Origin of the sequence: Flavobacterium turcicum (assembly GCF_011365745.1) — a bacterium.
Classification (GTDB): Bacteria; Bacteroidota; Bacteroidia; order Flavobacteriales; family Flavobacteriaceae; genus Flavobacterium; species Flavobacterium turcicum.
Genome location: NZ_JAAOBY010000002.1, coordinates 59,338 through 78,594, shown reverse-complemented (window position 1 = coordinate 78,594; position 19,257 = coordinate 59,338). Strand labels below are relative to the sequence as shown.

General features: G+C 35.7%; 18 protein-coding genes and 1 other RNA gene. 9 read left to right on the top strand and 10 right to left on the bottom strand.

Features of this window, described 5'->3' with window-relative positions; genetic code table 11:
• Nucleotides 1-131: 131 nt before the first annotated feature.
• The 5 genes from G9Q29_RS04290 to G9Q29_RS04270 all read right to left on the bottom strand — a co-directional run bounded on the left by G9Q29_RS04290 (nucleotide 132) and on the right by G9Q29_RS04270 (nucleotide 3,582).
• Nucleotides 132-605, bottom strand: coding sequence for a DUF6691 family protein (locus G9Q29_RS04290; protein WP_166133689.1), 474 nt, complete (start codon nucleotides 603-605; stop codon nucleotides 132-134).
• 10 nt (nucleotides 606-615) lie between these two features.
• A complete protein-coding gene (locus G9Q29_RS04285) occupies nucleotides 616-1,179 on the bottom strand; it encodes a YeeE/YedE family protein (protein WP_166134606.1) in 564 nt (187 codons plus the stop codon).
• A 138-nt stretch (nucleotides 1,180-1,317) separates the two neighbouring features.
• Nucleotides 1,318-1,626 (bottom strand): DUF202 domain-containing protein, encoded by a 309-nt coding sequence (locus tag G9Q29_RS04280; RefSeq protein ID WP_166133687.1) that lies wholly within the window; start codon nucleotides 1,624-1,626, stop codon nucleotides 1,318-1,320.
• A gap of 283 nt (nucleotides 1,627-1,909) precedes the next feature.
• Nucleotides 1,910-2,306, bottom strand: a transfer-messenger RNA (tmRNA) gene (gene ssrA / locus G9Q29_RS04275).
• 76 nt (nucleotides 2,307-2,382) lie between these two features.
• Nucleotides 2,383-3,582, bottom strand: a complete 1,200-nt coding sequence (locus tag G9Q29_RS04270) for a serine hydrolase domain-containing protein (RefSeq protein WP_166133685.1) — start codon at nucleotides 3,580-3,582, stop codon at nucleotides 2,383-2,385.
• Nucleotides 3,583-3,828: 246 nt separating this feature from the next.
• On the opposite strand from G9Q29_RS04270, the gene G9Q29_RS04265 reads away from it, so the two are divergent.
• Both G9Q29_RS04265 and G9Q29_RS04260 read left to right on the top strand, forming a co-directional pair.
• Nucleotides 3,829-5,031, top strand: a complete 1,203-nt coding sequence (locus tag G9Q29_RS04265) for an NAD(P)-dependent oxidoreductase (protein ID WP_166133683.1) — start codon at nucleotides 3,829-3,831, stop codon at nucleotides 5,029-5,031.
• A 198-nt stretch (nucleotides 5,032-5,229) separates the two neighbouring features.
• Nucleotides 5,230-6,258 carry an LLM class flavin-dependent oxidoreductase gene (locus G9Q29_RS04260; RefSeq protein ID WP_166133681.1) on the top strand — a complete coding sequence of 343 codons (1,029 nt, stop codon included), beginning with the start codon at nucleotides 5,230-5,232 and terminating at the stop codon, nucleotides 6,256-6,258.
• Nucleotides 6,259-6,311: 53 nt separating this feature from the next.
• Here the strand turns inward: G9Q29_RS04260 and fumC are convergent, their stop codons facing one another.
• A complete protein-coding gene (fumC, locus tag G9Q29_RS04255; protein ID WP_166133679.1) occupies nucleotides 6,312-7,709 on the bottom strand; it encodes a class II fumarate hydratase in 1,398 nt (465 codons plus the stop codon).
• Between the two features lie 217 nt (nucleotides 7,710-7,926).
• On the opposite strand from fumC, the gene G9Q29_RS04250 reads away from it, so the two are divergent.
• Nucleotides 7,927-8,097: a hypothetical protein gene (locus tag G9Q29_RS04250; protein ID WP_166133677.1), complete on the top strand. Its 171-nt coding sequence runs from the start codon at nucleotides 7,927-7,929 to the stop codon at nucleotides 8,095-8,097.
• A 110-nt stretch (nucleotides 8,098-8,207) separates the two neighbouring features.
• Here the strand turns inward: G9Q29_RS04250 and G9Q29_RS04245 are convergent, their stop codons facing one another.
• Nucleotides 8,208-10,664, bottom strand: a complete 2,457-nt coding sequence (locus G9Q29_RS04245; protein WP_166133675.1) for an outer membrane beta-barrel family protein — start codon at nucleotides 10,662-10,664, stop codon at nucleotides 8,208-8,210.
• Between the two features lie 94 nt (nucleotides 10,665-10,758).
• A complete protein-coding gene (locus G9Q29_RS04240; RefSeq protein ID WP_166133673.1) occupies nucleotides 10,759-11,106 on the bottom strand; it encodes an ArsC/Spx/MgsR family protein in 348 nt (115 codons plus the stop codon).
• Between the two features lie 101 nt (nucleotides 11,107-11,207).
• On the opposite strand from G9Q29_RS04240, the gene G9Q29_RS04235 reads away from it, so the two are divergent.
• Both G9Q29_RS04235 and G9Q29_RS04230 read left to right on the top strand, forming a co-directional pair.
• Entirely contained in the window at nucleotides 11,208-12,128 is a 921-nt protein-coding gene (locus G9Q29_RS04235) for a CPBP family intramembrane glutamic endopeptidase (RefSeq protein ID WP_166133671.1), read from the top strand.
• A 31-nt stretch (nucleotides 12,129-12,159) separates the two neighbouring features.
• A complete protein-coding gene (locus G9Q29_RS04230; protein WP_166133669.1) occupies nucleotides 12,160-13,221 on the top strand; it encodes an AMP-binding protein in 1,062 nt (353 codons plus the stop codon).
• 80 nt (nucleotides 13,222-13,301) lie between these two features.
• Here G9Q29_RS04230 and G9Q29_RS04225 read toward each other — a convergent pair whose 3' ends face one another.
• Complete coding sequence (locus tag G9Q29_RS04225; protein ID WP_166133668.1) at nucleotides 13,302-14,882, bottom strand: NADP-dependent glyceraldehyde-3-phosphate dehydrogenase; 1,581 nt, start codon at nucleotides 14,880-14,882, stop codon at nucleotides 13,302-13,304.
• A gap of 43 nt (nucleotides 14,883-14,925) precedes the next feature.
• On the bottom strand, nucleotides 14,926-15,237 hold the full coding sequence (locus tag G9Q29_RS04220; protein WP_166133666.1) for a rhodanese-like domain-containing protein: 312 nt from the start codon (nucleotides 15,235-15,237) through the stop codon (nucleotides 14,926-14,928).
• A 285-nt stretch (nucleotides 15,238-15,522) separates the two neighbouring features.
• Between G9Q29_RS04220 and G9Q29_RS04215 the strand changes: the two genes are divergently transcribed.
• From G9Q29_RS04215 to G9Q29_RS04200, 4 genes are all read left to right on the top strand, one after another.
• Nucleotides 15,523-16,155, top strand: a complete 633-nt coding sequence (locus G9Q29_RS04215) for a Crp/Fnr family transcriptional regulator (RefSeq protein ID WP_166133664.1) — start codon at nucleotides 15,523-15,525, stop codon at nucleotides 16,153-16,155.
• Between the two features lie 32 nt (nucleotides 16,156-16,187).
• A complete protein-coding gene (locus tag G9Q29_RS04210; RefSeq protein WP_166133662.1) occupies nucleotides 16,188-16,973 on the top strand; it encodes a sulfite exporter TauE/SafE family protein in 786 nt (261 codons plus the stop codon).
• 79 nt (nucleotides 16,974-17,052) lie between these two features.
• Nucleotides 17,053-18,471 (top strand): MBL fold metallo-hydrolase, encoded by a 1,419-nt coding sequence (locus G9Q29_RS04205; RefSeq protein WP_166133660.1) that lies wholly within the window; start codon nucleotides 17,053-17,055, stop codon nucleotides 18,469-18,471.
• A gap of 106 nt (nucleotides 18,472-18,577) precedes the next feature.
• A complete protein-coding gene (locus G9Q29_RS04200; protein ID WP_166133658.1) occupies nucleotides 18,578-19,189 on the top strand; it encodes a methyltransferase domain-containing protein in 612 nt (203 codons plus the stop codon).
• Nucleotides 19,190-19,257: the final 68 nt, after the last annotated feature.

Genomic DNA, 19,257 nt, shown 5'->3' with positions numbered 1-19,257 from the left:
TTCAGACCGATGTAAAACATCTCTTTCTACCTTTGAATCAAATAGATAAACTAAATTTTAGTTACAATTCGAAATCAACTATGGAAGCTTGTATTTTATGCTAAAGAAAGCAGTTGACATGAGAATATCAATTAATAATGCAGACGTTCTTTTAAAAGTCCATAAACCCAAGTACCAAAAATAGCAGCTAAAAGAGGAACTAACATCACAGTGGCACCGCTACCTATTTGTGCAAATAAAGGACCTGGACAAGCTCCCGTAAGTGCCCAACCGCAACCAAATAGTAATCCGCCTATAATTTGACCTTTGTGAAAGGGCTTGTCTTGAAATGTAATTGGCTGACCGGAAAATGTTTTGATTTCATATTTTTTGATAATAAATACAGAAAGCATTCCTACTACTACTGCACTACCAATTACACCGTACATGTGAAAAGATTCAAAGCGAAACATTTCTTGAATGCGGTACCAACTAATGATTTCGGCTTTGATAAAAACAATTCCGAAAAGTGTCCCGACGATTAAATATTTTAAAGAGTTTAAAAAGCTACCACGATTGCTGTCCTGCTCCTTATAAATAGGTGTAGTATTTTTAAAGTTATTCATGTTACTAAAATTAAAGAGTTAAAACAAAAGGCAGAATAAAATGAACCATCAGCAAACCACCGATAAAAAAGCAACAGGTTGCAATTAAAGACGCTACTTGCAAATTAGATAAGCCCGAAATAGCATGACCACTTGTGCAGCCTCCCGCGTAGCGCGAACCAAAACCAACAAAAAATCCTCCAAGCACCAAAACCACAAAACCAGGAACTGTAAACAAATTATTCCATGAAAACAATTGCTCAGGAAGCATGCCGCTAATTTCAGTAATACCGTATTGCGCTAGATTGGTTTGTAATGATGAGGAAATTTGAATAGGATCTGGATTTGAAAGTCCAAAAAAGGCAATTACGCCTCCAAGCACAATTCCCAACACAAAAAACAAATTCCAAATTTCCTTTTTCCAATCGTATTTAAAAAAAGGAATATTTGCTGGCACACAAATAGCGCATGCATGGCGCAATGAAGAGCTAATTCCGAATGATTTGTTTCCAATTAGCAATAAAGCGGGAACAGTTAAGCCTATCAGCGGGCCAGCGACATACCAAGGCCAAGGTTGTTTAATAAATTCTAAAATTTCCATAGTGTTAATCATAAATTATTTTTGACAAAGGTTGAGTTAATAGAAGAAACGTTCTGTTACTTTTGTCACATAACTCCTTTTTTAAAGACTCATTTCAGGTTAATTTTCCACAAGAATACTTTACAGTCATTCTTAAAGTTTTAAATATTCAAGTTGGTAATCACCTACATGTTTTTTATTGTTAGCAATTGACTTGCGATGAACAAAATAATTTGCAATTCCGAATACAAAAATGATCAATGAACAGGCAAACAAGCCCAATTCGATATAAAAACTATTTGGAACTGTAATTAAATTTTTAAGGCTTAAACCTGCTATTAAAAAATACATAGCCGTTCGCATAAATGACAAAAAAGTAGATTGATTAGCCAACGTTGTGCGCTGAAGTGCTAGTTTTTCTCGTAAAATGAGATCTTTATTTTTCTTTTGTTCTGAATTCATCGTGGTACTTATTTAAAATTGGATGCTAATTTGCTCGCAAGAGATTAAACCTGTTTTTCATCTGACACAAAAGTAAGAGCCATATAAAACACTCACAGTGACAAATGTTACAGAGGCAATAATTGTGAAATAAAAATGGAAGGATTTGGAAAAGACTGATGCAAAAATTGATCCCAGAATACCATAAAAAGGAGATCAAGACAAAAAAAGTGCTGGTGAGATATCTGGAAAATACAAATAAAAAAAACCGTAACACTTCAAATGAAGTTCTTACGGTTTTTTTTTGTGGAGTCGCCGGGAATCGAACCCGGGTCCAAACAAGCAACTAAAAAGCTTTCTACGCGCTTATTTCCTGATTGAATTTTCGATAGTGTGCTCGGCCAGAAACAACCACACCCTACTTATCTTCTTAATGTCGAAATCCACCCGAAGCTCATGGAAATCTAGGTTTATTTTTACGGTTCCCCTGTACTGAACGCCACAAACCAAGGCTTTCAAGGAGAATCCAGCTTTCCTATCTGATAGGAACGTGGCGTAATCGTACTATAATTCGGATTATGCAGCTAAAGCGTAGTTATTTTCGCCGTGTAAAAGTGTAAGATCTTATATTTACGAGCAAGGCCTCAATGCTCGACGTGCTTACTTATCAATTCGACTTGCTGTCAAAACCAGTCGACCCCAATTTTCTCATTTTTTTTGTGAGTGCAAATGTACACTTTTTTATAATCTTCTATCTCAAAAATAGTGCCTTTTTATTTATTCGTCCTGAAAATTAAACGGATAATCTCCGAATAATGTAGCCAGTTTTCTAACATCATACGTTTTGCGTGTAAACTTATTTGAAAGTGCAATGATGGTGACGCCTTCCTTAGTTAAAGTAATGTAAGATGACGTGTTCCCGTGCCACCAACCATTGTGAAAATAAAAATTTTGTCCCGTCTCCCAATTAATCATTCTGATACCAAGTCCGTAATTTTTAGTTCCCTTTCGCTCATTACTATAAGGTTGATAGACTTGTTTGTTTAGGTCTTTCGACAAAAACTGAGCACTGCTCCTAGCACGATCAAATTTCAATAAATCACGTGGCGTAGAGTAAATATTTTTATCTCCGTACACTGCATCAAGATAATCCTTTCCTATTTCTACTTTATTGCCTTTATACGAAGTGACAGCAGTTTCTTTATCACGCTCGTAATCAAAAACATAAGTGTTTTTCATACCTAGTGGTTCGAAAATAATTTTTTTCATAGCCTCCTCGTAAGACAATTTTGTAATGTTTTCTATAATTAGCGCTAACATTGCATAATTGGTATTGCAGTACGCAAAACGAGTATCAGTTGCAAACTCTAAACCGATATCCTTAGTTGCCATAATGGTCAAAATATCTGTATTAGTCAAGGTATTATGCCTGTCCCAAACCGATTTATCACGATCGGTAAAATAAGCATAGTTACGCAATCCGCTACGGTGATTCAGCAAGGTACGCACTGTCACTTCTGGATAAGGAAAAGACTTTAAAATGGTATTTACTTTTTGATCTAAACTCAACCTTTTGGCGTTAACCAATTTTAATACTGCAGTGGCCGTCAACACCTTGCTTACAGATGCAATATGCAAAGGAGTATTTGCTGTAATAACAGTTTCATCTCTAAAATTGGAGAAACCTTCATATTTCTCGTAAATGATTTGACCATTTTTGGCTACCAAAAAGCTTCCATTTGCAGTTTGATTGGGCCAGTTTTTTTTGTAAAAAGAATCGATTTCAGCACGCTTCACATTTACATACGAAGCCATAAGTTTTGGCTCAGCTGCTGCCAAAGGTTTCATTATTGGCAACCTATTTTTTGGCAATTGATCGTCTCGTAATTCTACCTTTACTTTCTCTTTGGCACAAGATCCAAAAATCAAAAAAAGGAGTGATATATGTAGTATATTTGCGTTTTTAATAAAATTCATTGTGGTATAACTAGAAAGACAAATATATAGAATCAGTCTGTTTTTGCTCCTTCTTTTTTTTAAACCTTAACAGTATTTTATCAGTAGTAAAAGACTTTTGGAATGCTACTAAATTGTACATCAGTGCATACTTGAATAAAAACTATCGAATTTTTCGAAAAAAAATTAAAAGAGAAAGGGTATTTGTTATATTTGTAACAAATTGAATTATTAAAGTTATATTATAATTTAGAAAAAACTTATAAAATGAAGTTTGGAATCATAAAAGAAAGAAAAAAACCAGCAGATCGTAGAGTTGTTTTTTCTCCAGAGGCATTAGTAAAATTAAAAAATCAATATCCAAGCATAGAAATTCTTGTTGAAAGTTCAGATTGTCGCATTTTTACAGACGAAGCCTATGAACAAGCCGGAATCGAAGTTGGTACTGATCTTAGTACTTGCGATGTTTTGTTGGGAGTAAAAGAAGTTCCTGTTGAAGCACTAATTCCTAATAAATCGTATTTCTTTTTTTCGCATACTATTAAAAAACAGCCGTACAATAGAAATTTGCTACAAACCATATTGAAAGAAAACATTTCTTTGTTTGACCACGAAACTATCGTGAATGCTAAAAACCAAAGGCTAATAGGTTTTGGTCGCTATGCTGGCATGGTTGGTGCGTACAACGGAATTCGTGCTTTCGGAATCAAATTTGAATTGTTCAAGTTACCTAAAGCAGAAACCCTTTCGGGAAAAGAAGCGCTGATTGCACAACTGAAACGTGTGATTTTACCTCCTATTAAATTTGTAATTACCGGTAGCGGAAAAGTAGGAAGCGGTGCGAAAGAAATACTCGATGCCATGAAAATCAAATCGGTAACCGTAGAAAATTATTTGACTAAAAATTACACTCAAGCTGTTTATACGCAAATTGATGTTTTAGATTACAATAAACGAAAAGACGGCCAAGTTTTGGATTATTTTGATTTTTACCAAAACCCAACTGAATACGAAACCAATTTTGAACGATTTACCACTGTTTCTGACATCTATATTTCAGGACATTTTCATGCCAATGAAGCTCCAATGATTTTGACACAAGAAATGTTAAATTCAAAAGATTGTAAAATCAAAATTGTAGCTGATGTTTCCTGCGATGTGAACGGACCAATTGCTTGTACTTTGCGTGCCTCAACAATAGCGGAACCTTTGTACGGCTACTTGCCGCTAGAAAACAAGGAAGTCGATGTTTTTCATCCGGGTGCGATAGTGGTTATGGCAGTTGATAATTTGCCTTGTGAATTGCCAAAAGATGCTAGCGAAGGATTTGGGCAAATGTTTCTAGATAATGTGATTCCAGCTTTCTTTGATGGAGATAAAGACGGTATTTTACAACGTGCACAAATTACTCAAAACGGCAAATTGACCGAGAGATTTAGCTATTTGCAAGATTATGTAGACGGTCAATAAACAGATTCTTACGTATATTGGTAACTCATATTTAATACGCTTCGAAATAAAATCGATAATAAAATTCATACTTATTAGCCTGTAGTCTTTGATTACAGGTTATTTTTTTTCAAATAGTTATCGTAACAATTACCATTCAATTAACAATCCGTAAAGACTTGCAAAGGGAAGTATTGCTTAATTTTGTAAAAAAATACAATGTCAGCATCCCTTCCTATTTCGATTTTAGAATTGGCAATTATTGCCGAGGATAGCAACGCTACTTCAACTTTAGAGAGAACTAAACTACTAGCTCAAACAGCCGATAAATTGGGTTACAAGCGCTTTTGGCTGGCGGAACATCACAATATGGCACACGTAGCCAGTTCAGCAACCGTAGTTTTAATAGGTCATATAGCTTCACAAACGCAAAAGATCCGCGTAGGTTCTGGCGGAATCATGTTACCCAACCATGCACCACTGATTGTAGCTGAACAATTTGGAACATTAGCCACTTTGTATCCCAACCGTATTGATTTAGGATTAGGTAGAGCACCGGGCACCGATGGTTTAACAGCGCAGGCCATTCGTAAAGATTTTGTAGAACAATCGCAACGTTTCCCAGAAAACGTAACGGCTTTGCAAGACTTTTTTAATGTAAATAATGCTTCCGCAAAAGTACGAGCGTTTCCTGCAGAAGGTGTTTCTGTACCCATTTGGATTTTAGGTTCCAGTTTAGACAGCGCCGCATTAGCAGCATCTAAAGGACTTCCGTACGCATTTGCAGGTCATTTTGCTCCAAAACTCATGCATCAAGCTTTTCAGTATTACCGAGACCATTTTGAACCTTCAGCGTATTTACAAAAACCCAAAATGATGGCTTGCGTTAATGCAGTCACTGCTGATACAGACGAAGAAGCGGCAAAACTTGCCACAAGTTTAACGCAAATGTTTTTGAACTTAATTCGAAACGACCGCAAACCCTTGCAACCGCCCGTTGAAGGTATTAATGATCAAATGAGCGAAGTAGAAAAATTTCATGTAGATCAAATGACAGCCTGCTCTTTTGTGGGAAGTCCTGAGAAAATTGCGCGCGAACTGCAACAATTTATACAATATACACAAATAAATGAGCTCATGATTACGAGTCCGATATATGATTTTGATGCAAAAATAAAAAGTATGCATCTTATGAAAACAGTTGCAGTATCAATAATTACTTCAAAAAAAGAAAATCTTGTACTGTAGCGTACAAGATTTTTCTTTTTTTATTCTTGAGCCAAAAAATCTTATAAAGAAGACTATTTTAATTTACCCACCATTTCTTCTGGTCGAACCCATTCGTTAAATTCTTCCGCGGTGACATATCCTAATCGAACAGCTTCCTCCTTTAGAGTAGTTCCGTTTTTATGTGCCAACTGCGCAATTTCTGCTGATTTGTAATACCCAATTTTAGTATTTAAAGCAGTTACCAACATCAAAGAATTGTTAACCAACTCAGCAATCCTTTGGTAATTAGGTTCTATACCTTGAGCGCAATGCACATCAAATGACACACAAGCATCGGCTAACAATCGCGCTGACTGTAAAAAATTAGCAGCAATCATGGGTTTAAAAACATTCAACTCGTAATGCCCCTGCATGCCTCCTATAGCTATAGCAACATCATTACCTAAAACCTGAGCGCACACCAATGTTAAAGCTTCGCATTGCGTTGGATTCACTTTTCCCGGCATAATTGAGGAACCAGGCTCATTCTCTGGAATAAATAATTCTCCAATACCAGATCGCGGTCCCGATGCTAACAATCGGATATCATTTGCAATTTTGTTTAGAGAAACAGCCAATTGTTTTAGTGAGCCATGGCTTTCTACCAGCGCATCGTGTGCAGCCAAAGCTTCGAACTTATTGGTAGCGGTTACAAACGGATGACCTGTAAATTGTGCTATATAATCAGCAACTTTTATATCATAACCATCAGGCGCATTCAAGCCCGTTCCTACAGCGGTACCTCCTAGTGCTATTTGAGAGAGATGATCCAATGTGTTTTCTAAGGCTCTAATTCCAAAATTTAATTGTGCTACATAACCCGAAAGTTCTTGTCCTAAAGTAAGCGGTGTTGCATCCATTAAGTGTGTTCGACCTATTTTGACAACGTCGCGAAACGCAATGGCTTTATTGTGCAAAGTATCGCGAAGTTGCTGCACCGCAGGAATTGTTTTTTCAACCACCATTTTATAAGCTGCTATGTGCATTGCCGTGGGGAAAGTATCATTTGAAGATTGCGATTTGTTCACATCATCATTTGCTTTTACAAAAGGTTCATCAATACCAATTTGTAAACCCGCCAAGACTTGTGCTCGATTGGCTATTACTTCGTTTACATTCATATTACTTTGCGTTCCAGAGCCTGTTTGCCAAATCACAAGTGGAAATTGGTCAGCTAAACTACCCGCTAAAATTTCATCGCAAACAGCACTGATAGCCTCTTTTTTATCTTCTGATAAAACCCCCAAGTCAAAATTAGCATGAGCTGCCGCCTTTTTCAAATAGGCAAATCCCTCAATAATTTCAATGGGCATTGAGGCAATTGGTCCAATTTTAAAATTGTTCTTCGAGCGCTCTGTTTGGGCACCCCAGTATTTATCATGAGGTACTTTTACCTCGCCCATGGTATCTTTTTCAATTCGGTACTTCATTTCAATTATTTTTTAGTTACGTTATTGAAGCTTAAACAAAGTTAAAATTCATCAATTCAGCATATTAAAAACAAACCAAAGTCGTTTTAATTTTTCAAGAAAGTAAGTTACGCTATTTATTGTAAGGTTGAAAATTGTCATCAGTTTTTATTAAAAATTATTGCTATCACAAAGAATTAAACTTACATTTGTAGCAACATTCAAAATTCCGGAAAACATGTTTGAATTTTCACAGTATTTAGGCTTTTTACTTTTCTTGACCATACTAACTATAGGTTTTTGGTTAATGTTTTTTCTTGTTGGTTTCGTATCCTATTGGGTTGGCGGAGCTAGTTGGGAAGCTTTTAAAGAGAAAAGAGCAAAAAAGAAGCAAGAACAATCAGCATAAGCTTTTTGTTATTATAAAAAAGGACATCCAATGGGTGTCCTTTTTTTTTGGGTTTCAATCTAATTTACAAGAATAAAAAAAAGGACTCATTTTCATGAGTCCTTTCTGTTTTATCCTTGGTAATCGCCTTCGCCGTCACCTTGCATTTTGCGCTCTGGCTTATCACGCTCGTTTTTCGCTTTATTGAAACGATACGTAAATGATAAGTTGATTTGACGTACTCTCCACTGCATTTCGCTGAACGAATTTGCAAATTGTGGCAAGTTAGTTTCCATAATTCTTTTTCGAGAATTAAACACGTCACTTACGTTAAATGACAGCGTACCTTTGTCTTTTAAAACATCTTTACTAAATGCTAAGTTAGCTGCAAATACGCCTAAACTTCTGCCTTGAGCATTATTTTGAGGACCATTGTAAGTTGCATTTGTTTGCCAATCGATTTTATATGGTAAAGTAATTTTTGAAGTAATTCTTGTAAACCATGACGTAGCTACGTTGTTAAAATCTTGTACAACCTCATCACCTGAAAAACTGGTGTAAGTAAACACCCCTTGTGTTTCATTTCTGAAAAAGTTAAAATTCCCATTTAATTTCCACCATTTGTATGGAGAATAATTCAAAGTAAATTCAAAACCTGCTCTGTATTCTGTGGCTAAATTGATTGGTGAGCTTATTGTTACAGGAATACCATTTACAAAATCACCTGATTCTCTTCTTGCAAATTGAAATACATCACTTGTTTTATTTAAATACAAAGAAGTATTAAAAGTCAATTTTTCCCATCTTTTGATGTATCCAAAATCAATCGCATCTGTAAATGCTGGATCTAAATCAGGATTACCAACAAAGATGTTGATGTTACTTGACAAGTTGCTAAACGGATTTAACAAACGTCCTCTTGGTCTTTGAATTCTACGACTGTAACTTACAGAGGCACTACTTTTGTCCGATATCTCGTAAGTAAAAAAGGCACTTGGAAAAAAGTTATTGTACTTTTTTGTATTAAAATCGTCGGTAGCCAACTGATTGATGTTGATGTTTGAATCTTCAAAACGCAATCCTAATAAAACAGAAAACTTGTTAAACTTGGTTCCGTATTGCGTGTACAAAGCATTTACTTTTTCTTTGTATTGCAACATGTTAGTAAAGTTCGGATTAGAAACCCCATCATTAAGCACACTATAATCGGTCAATAATTCTGAAAAATCGCCACGATATCCTGCCTCAAATTGACTAGCTTCTCCCAAGGGAAGAACATAATCCATTTGGATCAAGTTTCTACTTTGTTTTTGATCATTCAATGTAGTATCAAATTTTACGTCACTAGTATTTGTTGCAGTATCCGTAATCAAAGCATCATTGAACTCATCACTCGTTGAGAACGATCCATCAATAGTTAATTTGTGACCATCTTTTTTGAATCTCTTAATGAAGTTCGAAGAGAATTCAACACTTTCATTGTCGCTTCCCTCTATGTTGATACGATTTCTGCGGTAATTAAAAGATCCATCCCCATTAATATAATCTTGGAATACATTATCGGTGTTGTCTCCGTTGCTTTTTCTGTAGTTAAATGAATTTGTCCAAGAAGTGCTTTCGTTCAAATACCATTCTACACCAAAATTTCCATTATATCCTTTGCTCAATCTTTCGTTAGTACGAGATTCATTTACAGAATTTGTAATTTGGTTGTTGTCGTTCAAATAATCCGTGTTTGTGATTGCGTTTCCTGGATTATTACGATCGTTGTATCCTTGTGTAGTAAAAAGATTAAAGTTTTTAGACTTATAATTTAAAGTACCACTCAAACCATAATTAGCAGGATCTCCTACAGAAGCAATTACAGTTCCGTTCAATCCTTGATTTTTTCCCTTTTTCAAGATGATGTTTAATAATCCTCCTCCACCTTCAGCATCATAACGTGCAGATGGGTTCGTGATGACCTCAACTTTTTCGATGGCATCTGCTGGAATCAAACGTAATGCCTCAGAGATATTGATTGCATTCGAAGGTCGTCCGTCAATTAAAACACGTACATTTTCGTTTCCGCGTAAGCTTACATTTCCTTCTACATCAACAGATACTGATGGAATATTATCAAGTACATCACTTACAGTACCTCCTTTTACCATAAGGTCGTTCCCTACACTGTATACTTTTTTGTCAAGTTTAATTTCGACAGTTGTTTTTTCAGCTCTAATAACTACTTCATTCAACTGATTGGCATCTTCATCAAGGCTAATAACTCCAAGATTAGTACTTTTTTGAAGATTTTTTTGTTTGATGTCATTGGATTTGAAAGATATAAATTCAATTTTTATATCATACACTCCTGGTTTTACCTCAATGTCAAATTGACCTGTTGCATTGGTGATTCCACCAGCTACTGGTTTCGGATCATTGGGTAGCATAAAGGTAATAGTTGCGTACTCTAATGGCTGCTTGCTTACTTTTTCGACAACCTTACCTGATATTTTAATTTTTGATCCTGCAGCGCCCGGTTGTGCAAAAGTGAAGAGCGATGTAAAAACAAGAACAAGAATTAAAACGGATTTGATTTTTTTCATTTTTTAAAACTTTGGTTACGCTTTTTAGATGACTAAACCGATTAATGGTTTAATAAGGAGAATCACAAAAAAATGTTAATAAAAAAATACGTACTTAAATTGCTAAAAAATCTTGGAGCAATTTTTCATTACGTCCCACAATAGCTTTGTTACGATCAATTACAATCGGACGTTCGATTAAAATGGGATATTGTACCATTGCTTGAATTATAGCCTCATCAGTCATTTCAGTTCCTTTGAAGTTTTCTATCCAAATTTTCTCTTTTTGTCGAATCAAATCAATGGGTTTGTAATTTAACTTTAAAAGGATTGCTTCTAATTCTTGAAAAGTTGGCGCTTCTTGTAAATAATTAACAACTTCAAAATCTATATTATTAGATGTCAATACAGCCAAACATGTTCTAGACTTACCGCAACGGACATTATGAAAAACTTTTATCATGAGATATACTTTTAAAATAATTAATGGAAAAATTCTGATTATTTAATGTAACAAAAGTAGCATTTGTTAAACTTATTTAAGAAATAATTAAACTTAATTGTATGTACATCGAACAAGGAATACAAAAAAAAAATTCATTTTGGGGCTACATGCTGGGTTCTCTGATATTGATAATTGTATCATTTATTGGGCAGTTGTTATTTGTAGGAGCGCTTTTTATTGACTCGCAATCAAACAACCTTCCGTTTCCTACTTCTGAAAAAGGAATGATGCATTATTTCGATTCGAATACAACACTATTTTTTCTTTTGATTCCTTTCGCAATTGTGCTAGCAGCGCTTTACTTATTGGTTCGTTTTTATCATAATCAATCCTTTTTATCAGTTACCACTTCGCGCAAAAAAGTAGATTGGAAACGTGTTGCCTTATCATTTACAGTTTGGGCTTCGATTACCATTGTTACCACATTAATCTCCTATTTTTTATACCCTGAAGATTTTAAATGGAACTTTAATCCTCTACCGTTTGCCTTTTTGGTAATTATTGGCGCGCTACTAATTCCTATTCAAACCAGCACCGAAGAGTATATTTTTAGAGGTTATTTAATGCAAGGCTTTGCTACTTTATCAAAAAATAAATGGTTTCCACTGCTTCTTACTTCTATAATATTTGGTGGCATGCATTGGTTTAACCCCGAAGTAACGCAGATGGGTCCAATTATTATGGTTTACTACATTGGCACCGGATTATTCTTGGGGATCATCACCTTAATGGATGAAGGCATGGAACTGGCTTTGGGATTTCATGCGGCCAACAACCTCATCGGCGCGTTGTTAGTAACCTCTGACTGGTCAGCCTTTCAAACCAACTCCATTTTTAAGGATGTCTCTGATCCTTCTGCTGGCTTTGATGTGATTTTACCTATTCTTATTATCTATCCTATACTATTATTTGTTTTTGGTAAAAAATACCAATGGACCAATTGGAAAGAAAAATTAACAGGGAAAATTTTAAATGACTAACTTTGGTAAAGAACCTAAACCATCTTAAGCTATGATCGCAACCTATCAAAAAGTACATCCTCTTTTTAAATTAAATGGATTTCATCTGGATCGAGATGATTTATGCCGAGTAGCGTATAGTTTTATTAAAGAAGGTGATCCGTATGAACAAGCAATTGGCTCCTTTATATTAGATTGGTTTGATGCGAAACCTTATTTAGAAGTGAGTACTTCTGGCACAACAGGTACTCCCAAATTAATACAAGTTCAAAAATCAGCAATGGTGCAATCTGCTTTAGCTACCGGGGCTTATTTTGATTTAAGTCCAGGAAATAAAGCCTTGCATTGCCTTCCAACACAATACATTGCTGGAAAAATGATGTTGGTGCGTAGTTTTATTTTGGGGCTTGACCTCGATCTTGTAACACCAAACAGTACTCCTCTTGCTAAAAACACCACAACCTATCATTTTGCGGCTATGGTACCATTACAGGTACAAAATTCAATAGATAGTTTGGGAAAAGTAAAAAAACTAATCGTGGGTGGCGCCAAAATGAATCAAGAACTAGAAAGTTTGGTTGCCAAATTGCCTACGCAAATTTTTGAAACTTACGGAATGACCGAAACGGTTTCGCATATTGCTGCTAAGCGTGTGGGCGCTACTTCTTTCTCCGTTTTACCAAATGTTACTATTAGTCAAGATCAAAGAGATTGTTTGGTGATTGACGCGCCACTAGTTTCTTCAGAAGTTTTGATAACTAATGATTTGGTTGAAATTTTAAATAAAAAAGAATTCATTTTATTAGGTCGAGCAGATAACATTATCAATAGCGGGGGAATTAAATTGATTCCCGAACAAATTGAAACAAAGCTCGCCTCAAAAATAAAAGACCGCTTTTTTGTAGCAGGAATCCCTGATGCTACTTTGGGAGAAAAATTAATTCTTGTCATTGAAGGTGAATCAAGAGAAATTCCACTTAATGTTTTTGAAACTTTAAGTACTTACGAAAAACCTAAAGACTTTCTTTTTGTTTCACAATTTCTAGAAACAGAAAGCGGAAAAGTAAAAAGAAAAGAAGTTATAACTCAGATTCTCCACGAGAAGAATGCATAAAACAAAAACATCTGAAAGTAAAACCAGATATTATTTGATTTCTTTTCAGATGTTTTGTTATTTAATTCAAAACCCTTGATTTACAAAATATAATCCGTGTTGATGAAGTTGGATTCCTTACTATTGAGTAATTCTTGAAGGATCTCGTTATTGTAAGCATTGTCTTTTGATGCTACAAAAGTTCGTATTGAAAACGAACGCAAAGCATCATGGATACTCAAAGTTCCCACTGCCGAATCTTTGCGGCCGGTAAACGGAAACACATCGGGACCTCTTTGGCAAGAACTATTTAAGTTTACACGACAAACTAAATTTACCAATGCATCAATCAAAGGTGCTATCGTTGTAATATCCTTACCAAATAAACTTACTTGCTGACCGTAATTTGATTCGGCCATATCGTTAAGTGGTTCTTGAATTTCACTAAAAGTCATAATTGGAACTACAGGACCAAATTGTTCCTCATGATACACCCGCATAGCTTTATTTACAGGAAAAAGTACGGCTGGAAATATCGCATTTGGAGTTGTTTGTCCTCCTTTTTCATTAATGATGGAAGCCCCATTTGCTATAGCATCATCAATTAATTCTTGAATGTAAGCAGGTTTATCTTTTTCAGGTAATGGTGTCAGAAACACTCCTTTTTCCCATGGGTTTCCAAAGGCAAGCGCATCTACTTTTGCTGCAAAGCGTTTGTTAAATTCTGCTGAAATAGACTCGTGAACGTAAATAATTTTGAGTGCGGTACAACGTTGTCCGTTGAATGATAATGAGCCTGAAATACATTCTTGAATCGCTAAATCCAAATCGGCATCAGGTAAAACAATCGCTGGATTTTTGGCTTCGAGTCCTAAAATAAGTCGCAATCTGTTTTTATTGGGATGTTGATCTTGTAAGGCAATCGCTGATTTACTATTGCCAATCAAAGCTAAAATATCAACTTTCCCGGATTTCATTATTGGAGAAGCTACCTCTCGACCGCGACCGTAAACAATGTTTATAGCTCCTTTTGGAAAACTATTTCGGAAAGCCTCTAAAAGTGGAGAAATTAATAGTACACCGTGTTTCGCAGGCTTGAAAATTACCGGATTTCCCATGATTAACGCGGGAATCAATAATGAAAATGTTTCATTCAAAGGATAATTGTACGGACCGAGACACAATACTACCCCGAGAGGACCACGGCGTACCATGGCGTTAATACCTTGCACTTTCGAGAAAAAGGCGCTACGAGTATTGAGCTCTTTTAAACTTGTAATAGTATCGTAAATATATTCTACTGTTCGATCGAATTCTTTTTCAGAATCGCCCAATGATTTACCAATTTCCCACATTAATAATTTTACAACTTCGGCACGAGTGGTTTTCATTTGTTCAACAAATCGCTCCATACACTTAATTCGGTCAGCAACTTTCATCGTTGGCCAAAGTCCTTGTCCGTTATTATAAGCTTCACTTGCAGCTTGCACTGCCTCGTTAGCTTCTGCCTCACTCATAAACGGAATAGAACCAAGTAGTGTGGGTCCATAAGCATCGGTCGAAGAGATAGTAGAAAAAACAGGTGAAGTTTGTCCTTCCCACTTTTTTAATTCGCCGTTGATCAAATAGGTATCTTGATTCAATAAAGCTTTAATCTGAAATTCTTCAGGAATTGTATTCATTTAGTTGGTGTTTTGTGGTTAGTTAATTAGCTATTGTAGTAGTTTAAGGCTCTACCACTTCGCCTTCCCAATCTAAGATTCCTCCTAGTAAATTGTACGCATTTTCAAAACCTAATTGATTCATGATTTCGCAAGCTTTGGCGCTACGCATTCCGGAACGGCAATAAACATAGTAATTTTTATCTTTATCCAATTCTTCAACAGCGTCAATAAAACCTTGACCTTTGTGAATATCAATATTAATAGCGTTTGCGATAAAACCTTCGTTAAACTCATCAGCAGTTCTTACGTCAAGTATTACCGCATTTTCTTCAGCTTCAAACTGAGCTACCCAATCTTCTTGTGTTAAATTCATAATGATGTTTTTTTTGTAAAAATACGACGTTTTTAAGTAACAGTTATCGTGGCTTTTGTTAATTAGATAATAAAAACAAGAAAACGATTTCGCAACCGTATTACAATCAATACTATAGCCGAAATCGGTTTTAAAATTAGCAAAACACCCTATTTCATCGATAGGACATACAAAATTAATTACTTAAAAATAAAGTAGTTAGCTTAAAAAATATATCCAAATCATCTACTATTTTCTATTTTATAAAGTACTTTTACCATCATCAAAAATTAAAATTAACAACAGATGATTGTTCCTTTAAAAACAATTTTTCCGCAATTCTCGCCTGACTTACTCGCTGCCGTAGACCAAGAAGCTTCTTACCAAACACAAGAAGCAGGTAGTATTTTAATGCGAACTGGTCAGTACATTAAAAATACGGTATTGGTTGTGAGCGGCACCGTAAAAATTTATCGTGAAGACCAAGATGGTGGCGAATTTTTTATGTACTATTTACATCCTGGTCAAGCTTGTGCGTTATCAATGATTTGCGCCACCAGAAATGAAAAAAGCCAAATAATGGCCAAAGTAGTTGATGAAGTCGAGCTAATCACTATACCGCTAGCAGTTATGAACAAATGGATGATGCAGCACCGCTCTTGGTACGAATTCGTGATCGAAACCTATCGAAACAGATTTGAAGAAGTTTTAGAGGTAATTGATAGTATTGCCTTTAGAGCCATGGATGAACGTTTGGAATTCTACTTGCAGCGTCATGCAGATTCTTGTGGCTGGAATGAGCTAAAATTATCTCATCAAGAAATAGCATCTGACTTAAACACATCAAGAGAAGTTATCTCAAGACTTTTAAAAAAGATGGAACAAAGAGGTTTGCTGAAATTACATCGCAATAACATCGAATTGCTTTCTAAAAAATAACATTCATTGCTTCTTCTCACTTTTAACTTATTATGGAATATTTTGGCTATTTAGCATCAATAATTATCGGACTTTCGTTGGGTTTAATTGGTGGTGGCGGATCAATATTAACAATACCAATATTGGTCTATTTGTTTCAAATTGATCCCGAACTAGCAACTACATACTCCTTATTTATCGTAGGGGTTACATCCTTATTAGGCTGTATTAGCCATTATAAATTGGGCAACTTACAACTCAAGTCAGCTTTGTACTTTGCAATACCATCTGTATTTTCTATTTTAATTATTCGAGAAGTGATTTTTCCGCAAATTGCTACTACCCTTTTTACAATAGCAACTTATCAAGTTTCTAAAAACGATTTAATCATGATTGTTTTTTCGATTCTAATGATGGCGGCAGCGATAGCAATGATTCGAAAAAGCAAACCCATTCCTGAAGGTTTAAAAACAAATTACATACAATTAGGCGTCATAGGTTTTGTTGTGGGCATCGTGACCGGTTTCTTAGGAGCAGGAGGCGGATTTTTGATTATTCCTGCTTTATTATTTTTTGCTAATTTACCAATGAAACAAGCTGTTGGAACTTCCTTACTGATTATTTTTATCAACTCTAGTATCGGGTTTGCGGGCGATTTGTATATCGGGACTGCAATTGATTATCGACTATTATTAGTGATTGCCGCGATGGCTTTTGTTGGGATGCTGATTGGAATTCAAATTTCAAAAAAGATAAATGGAGCACAACTCAAACCTATTTTTGGTTGGTTTGTTTTAATCATGGGCGCGTACATTATTACCAGAGAACTTTTTTTCTAAAAAATATACAACTGTAACAATTATCACTTTTATTACAAAAAAACAAAAGTACATTTGTACTCAAATAAAACATACTATTATGAAAATTGAACAAATATATACCGGATGTTTGGCGCAAGGGGCCTACTACATCACCTCAAATGGAGTTGCAGCAATCATTGATCCACTGCGTGAAACGCAACCGTATTTAGACCGTTTGCAAAGAGATGGCGTAGCATTAAAATATATTTTTGAAACCCATTTTCACGCTGATTTCGTTTCGGGACATTTGGACTTAAGCAAGCAAACAGGAGCGCCTATTGTTTACGGTCCACAGGCAGTAACTGCTTTTGAAGCCATTTCAGCTGCTGACGGGCAATTATTCCCTCTTGGAAATGTAACTATCAAAGTATTGCACACGCCAGGACATACGATGGAGAGTACTTCTTATTTGCTTTTAGATGAAAACGGTAGAGAGCACGCGCTCTTTTCAGGTGATACATTGTTTATTGGCGATGTTGGCCGACCTGATTTGGCCCAAAAAGCGGCGCATTTAACACAAGAACAATTGGCTGCCACATTATATCAATCTTTACGTTCAAAAATCATGACTTTGCCTGATGATGTGATTGTGTATCCGGCGCATGGTGCAGGTAGCGCTTGTGGCAAAAATATGAGTAAAGAAACAGTATCGACCATTGGAAACCAAAAAGCTACCAATTATGCATTGCGTGCGAACATGACGGAAGCCGAGTTTATTCAAGAAGTTACAGATGGTTTGTTACCACCGCCGGCCTATTTTGGTATGAACGTAGCAATGAACAAGCAAGGTTACGAGAGCTTTGAAAATGTTTTAAACCTAGGTATGAGAGCACTTACGGCCGATGAGTTTGAAACTGCAGCCTCTGACACTGGAGCTTTACTACTGGATACTCGTAAAAATGGTGATTTTGCCAAAGGTTTTATTCCGCAATCGATTAATATTGGTATTGATGGTGACTTTGCTCCGTGGGTAGGATCGATGATTGCCGATGTTAAACAACCTATTTTAATTATTTGCGAGGTGGGTCAAGAAGAGGAAACTGTTACCAGATTGAGTCGCGTAGGTTTTGATAATTTGGTAGGCCAGTTGGCAGGAGGTTTTGAGTCTTGGGTAACTGCAGGAAAAGAAACCGATACCATCAATAGAATTACTGCCGACACATTTGCAAAGCAAGTAATTATAGGCGAAAGCAAAGTAATTGACATTCGAAAAGCAACAGAATATGCAGCGGAACACGTAACAGACGCCTACAGCAAACCACTCGCCGCTATTAATGATTGGATTGAAGATATTGACCCAAAACAACACTTTTTTATTCATTGTGCAGGCGGATACCGCAGTATGATAGCGGCATCAATTTTAGAAGCAAGAGGATTTAGAAACTTTACTGAAATTGAAGGAGGATTTAACGCTATTGCAAAAACTGAGGTTCCAAAAACTGATTTTGTTTGTCAAAGTAAAATACTTCAAAACTAATTCAGCAAAGGTAATTTTGCCATGAACCTCAACACTTATTTGTGTGATTTTCATATTTTAAGTAATTTGGAAATCACGCTACAAAACGAAATTAAAATTGAATTTAATGAGTGAATCAAAAGAGACTGATTTGAATGAAACACTAAACAAAAATTATTGGGACAATCGTTACCAAACAAACAATACCCAATGGGATATTGGTCAAGTTGCACCGCCTATTCAGGAATTTATATACTCTATTGCTGAAAAAAATGCTAAAATTTTGATTCCGGGTTGTGGGAATTGTTATGAAGCCATTTATTTGCTTGAACAAGGATTTACAGCCATTACATTAATAGATATTGCACCTACATTAGTCGATAGTTTACAGGAAAAATTCAAAAATGACCCAGAAATTCAAGTAATTTTAGGAGATTTTTTCGAACATCAAGGCCGTTATGATTATATTCTGGAGCAAACTTTTTTTTGTGCGTTGCCTCCGCAAAACAGACCCTTGTATGTTTCAAAAATGAAAGAATTACTTGCTTCAAACGGTGCATTGTTTGGATTGTTGTTTGACCGAGAATTTGAATCAGGACCTCCTTTTGGCGGAAGCAAAATGGAATACCAAGGTTTATTTGAATCAGATTTTAATATCATTAGCCTTGAAAAAGCCAAGAATTCAATTCAGCCAAGAGCTAATGCGGAAGTTTTTATTCATTTTCTTAGAAAAAATTAAGGTTTGTACTTTTAAAATCAGTTTATTGTTCGCTAGCAAGTATCATTTATAACTTCTACTCTCAATAG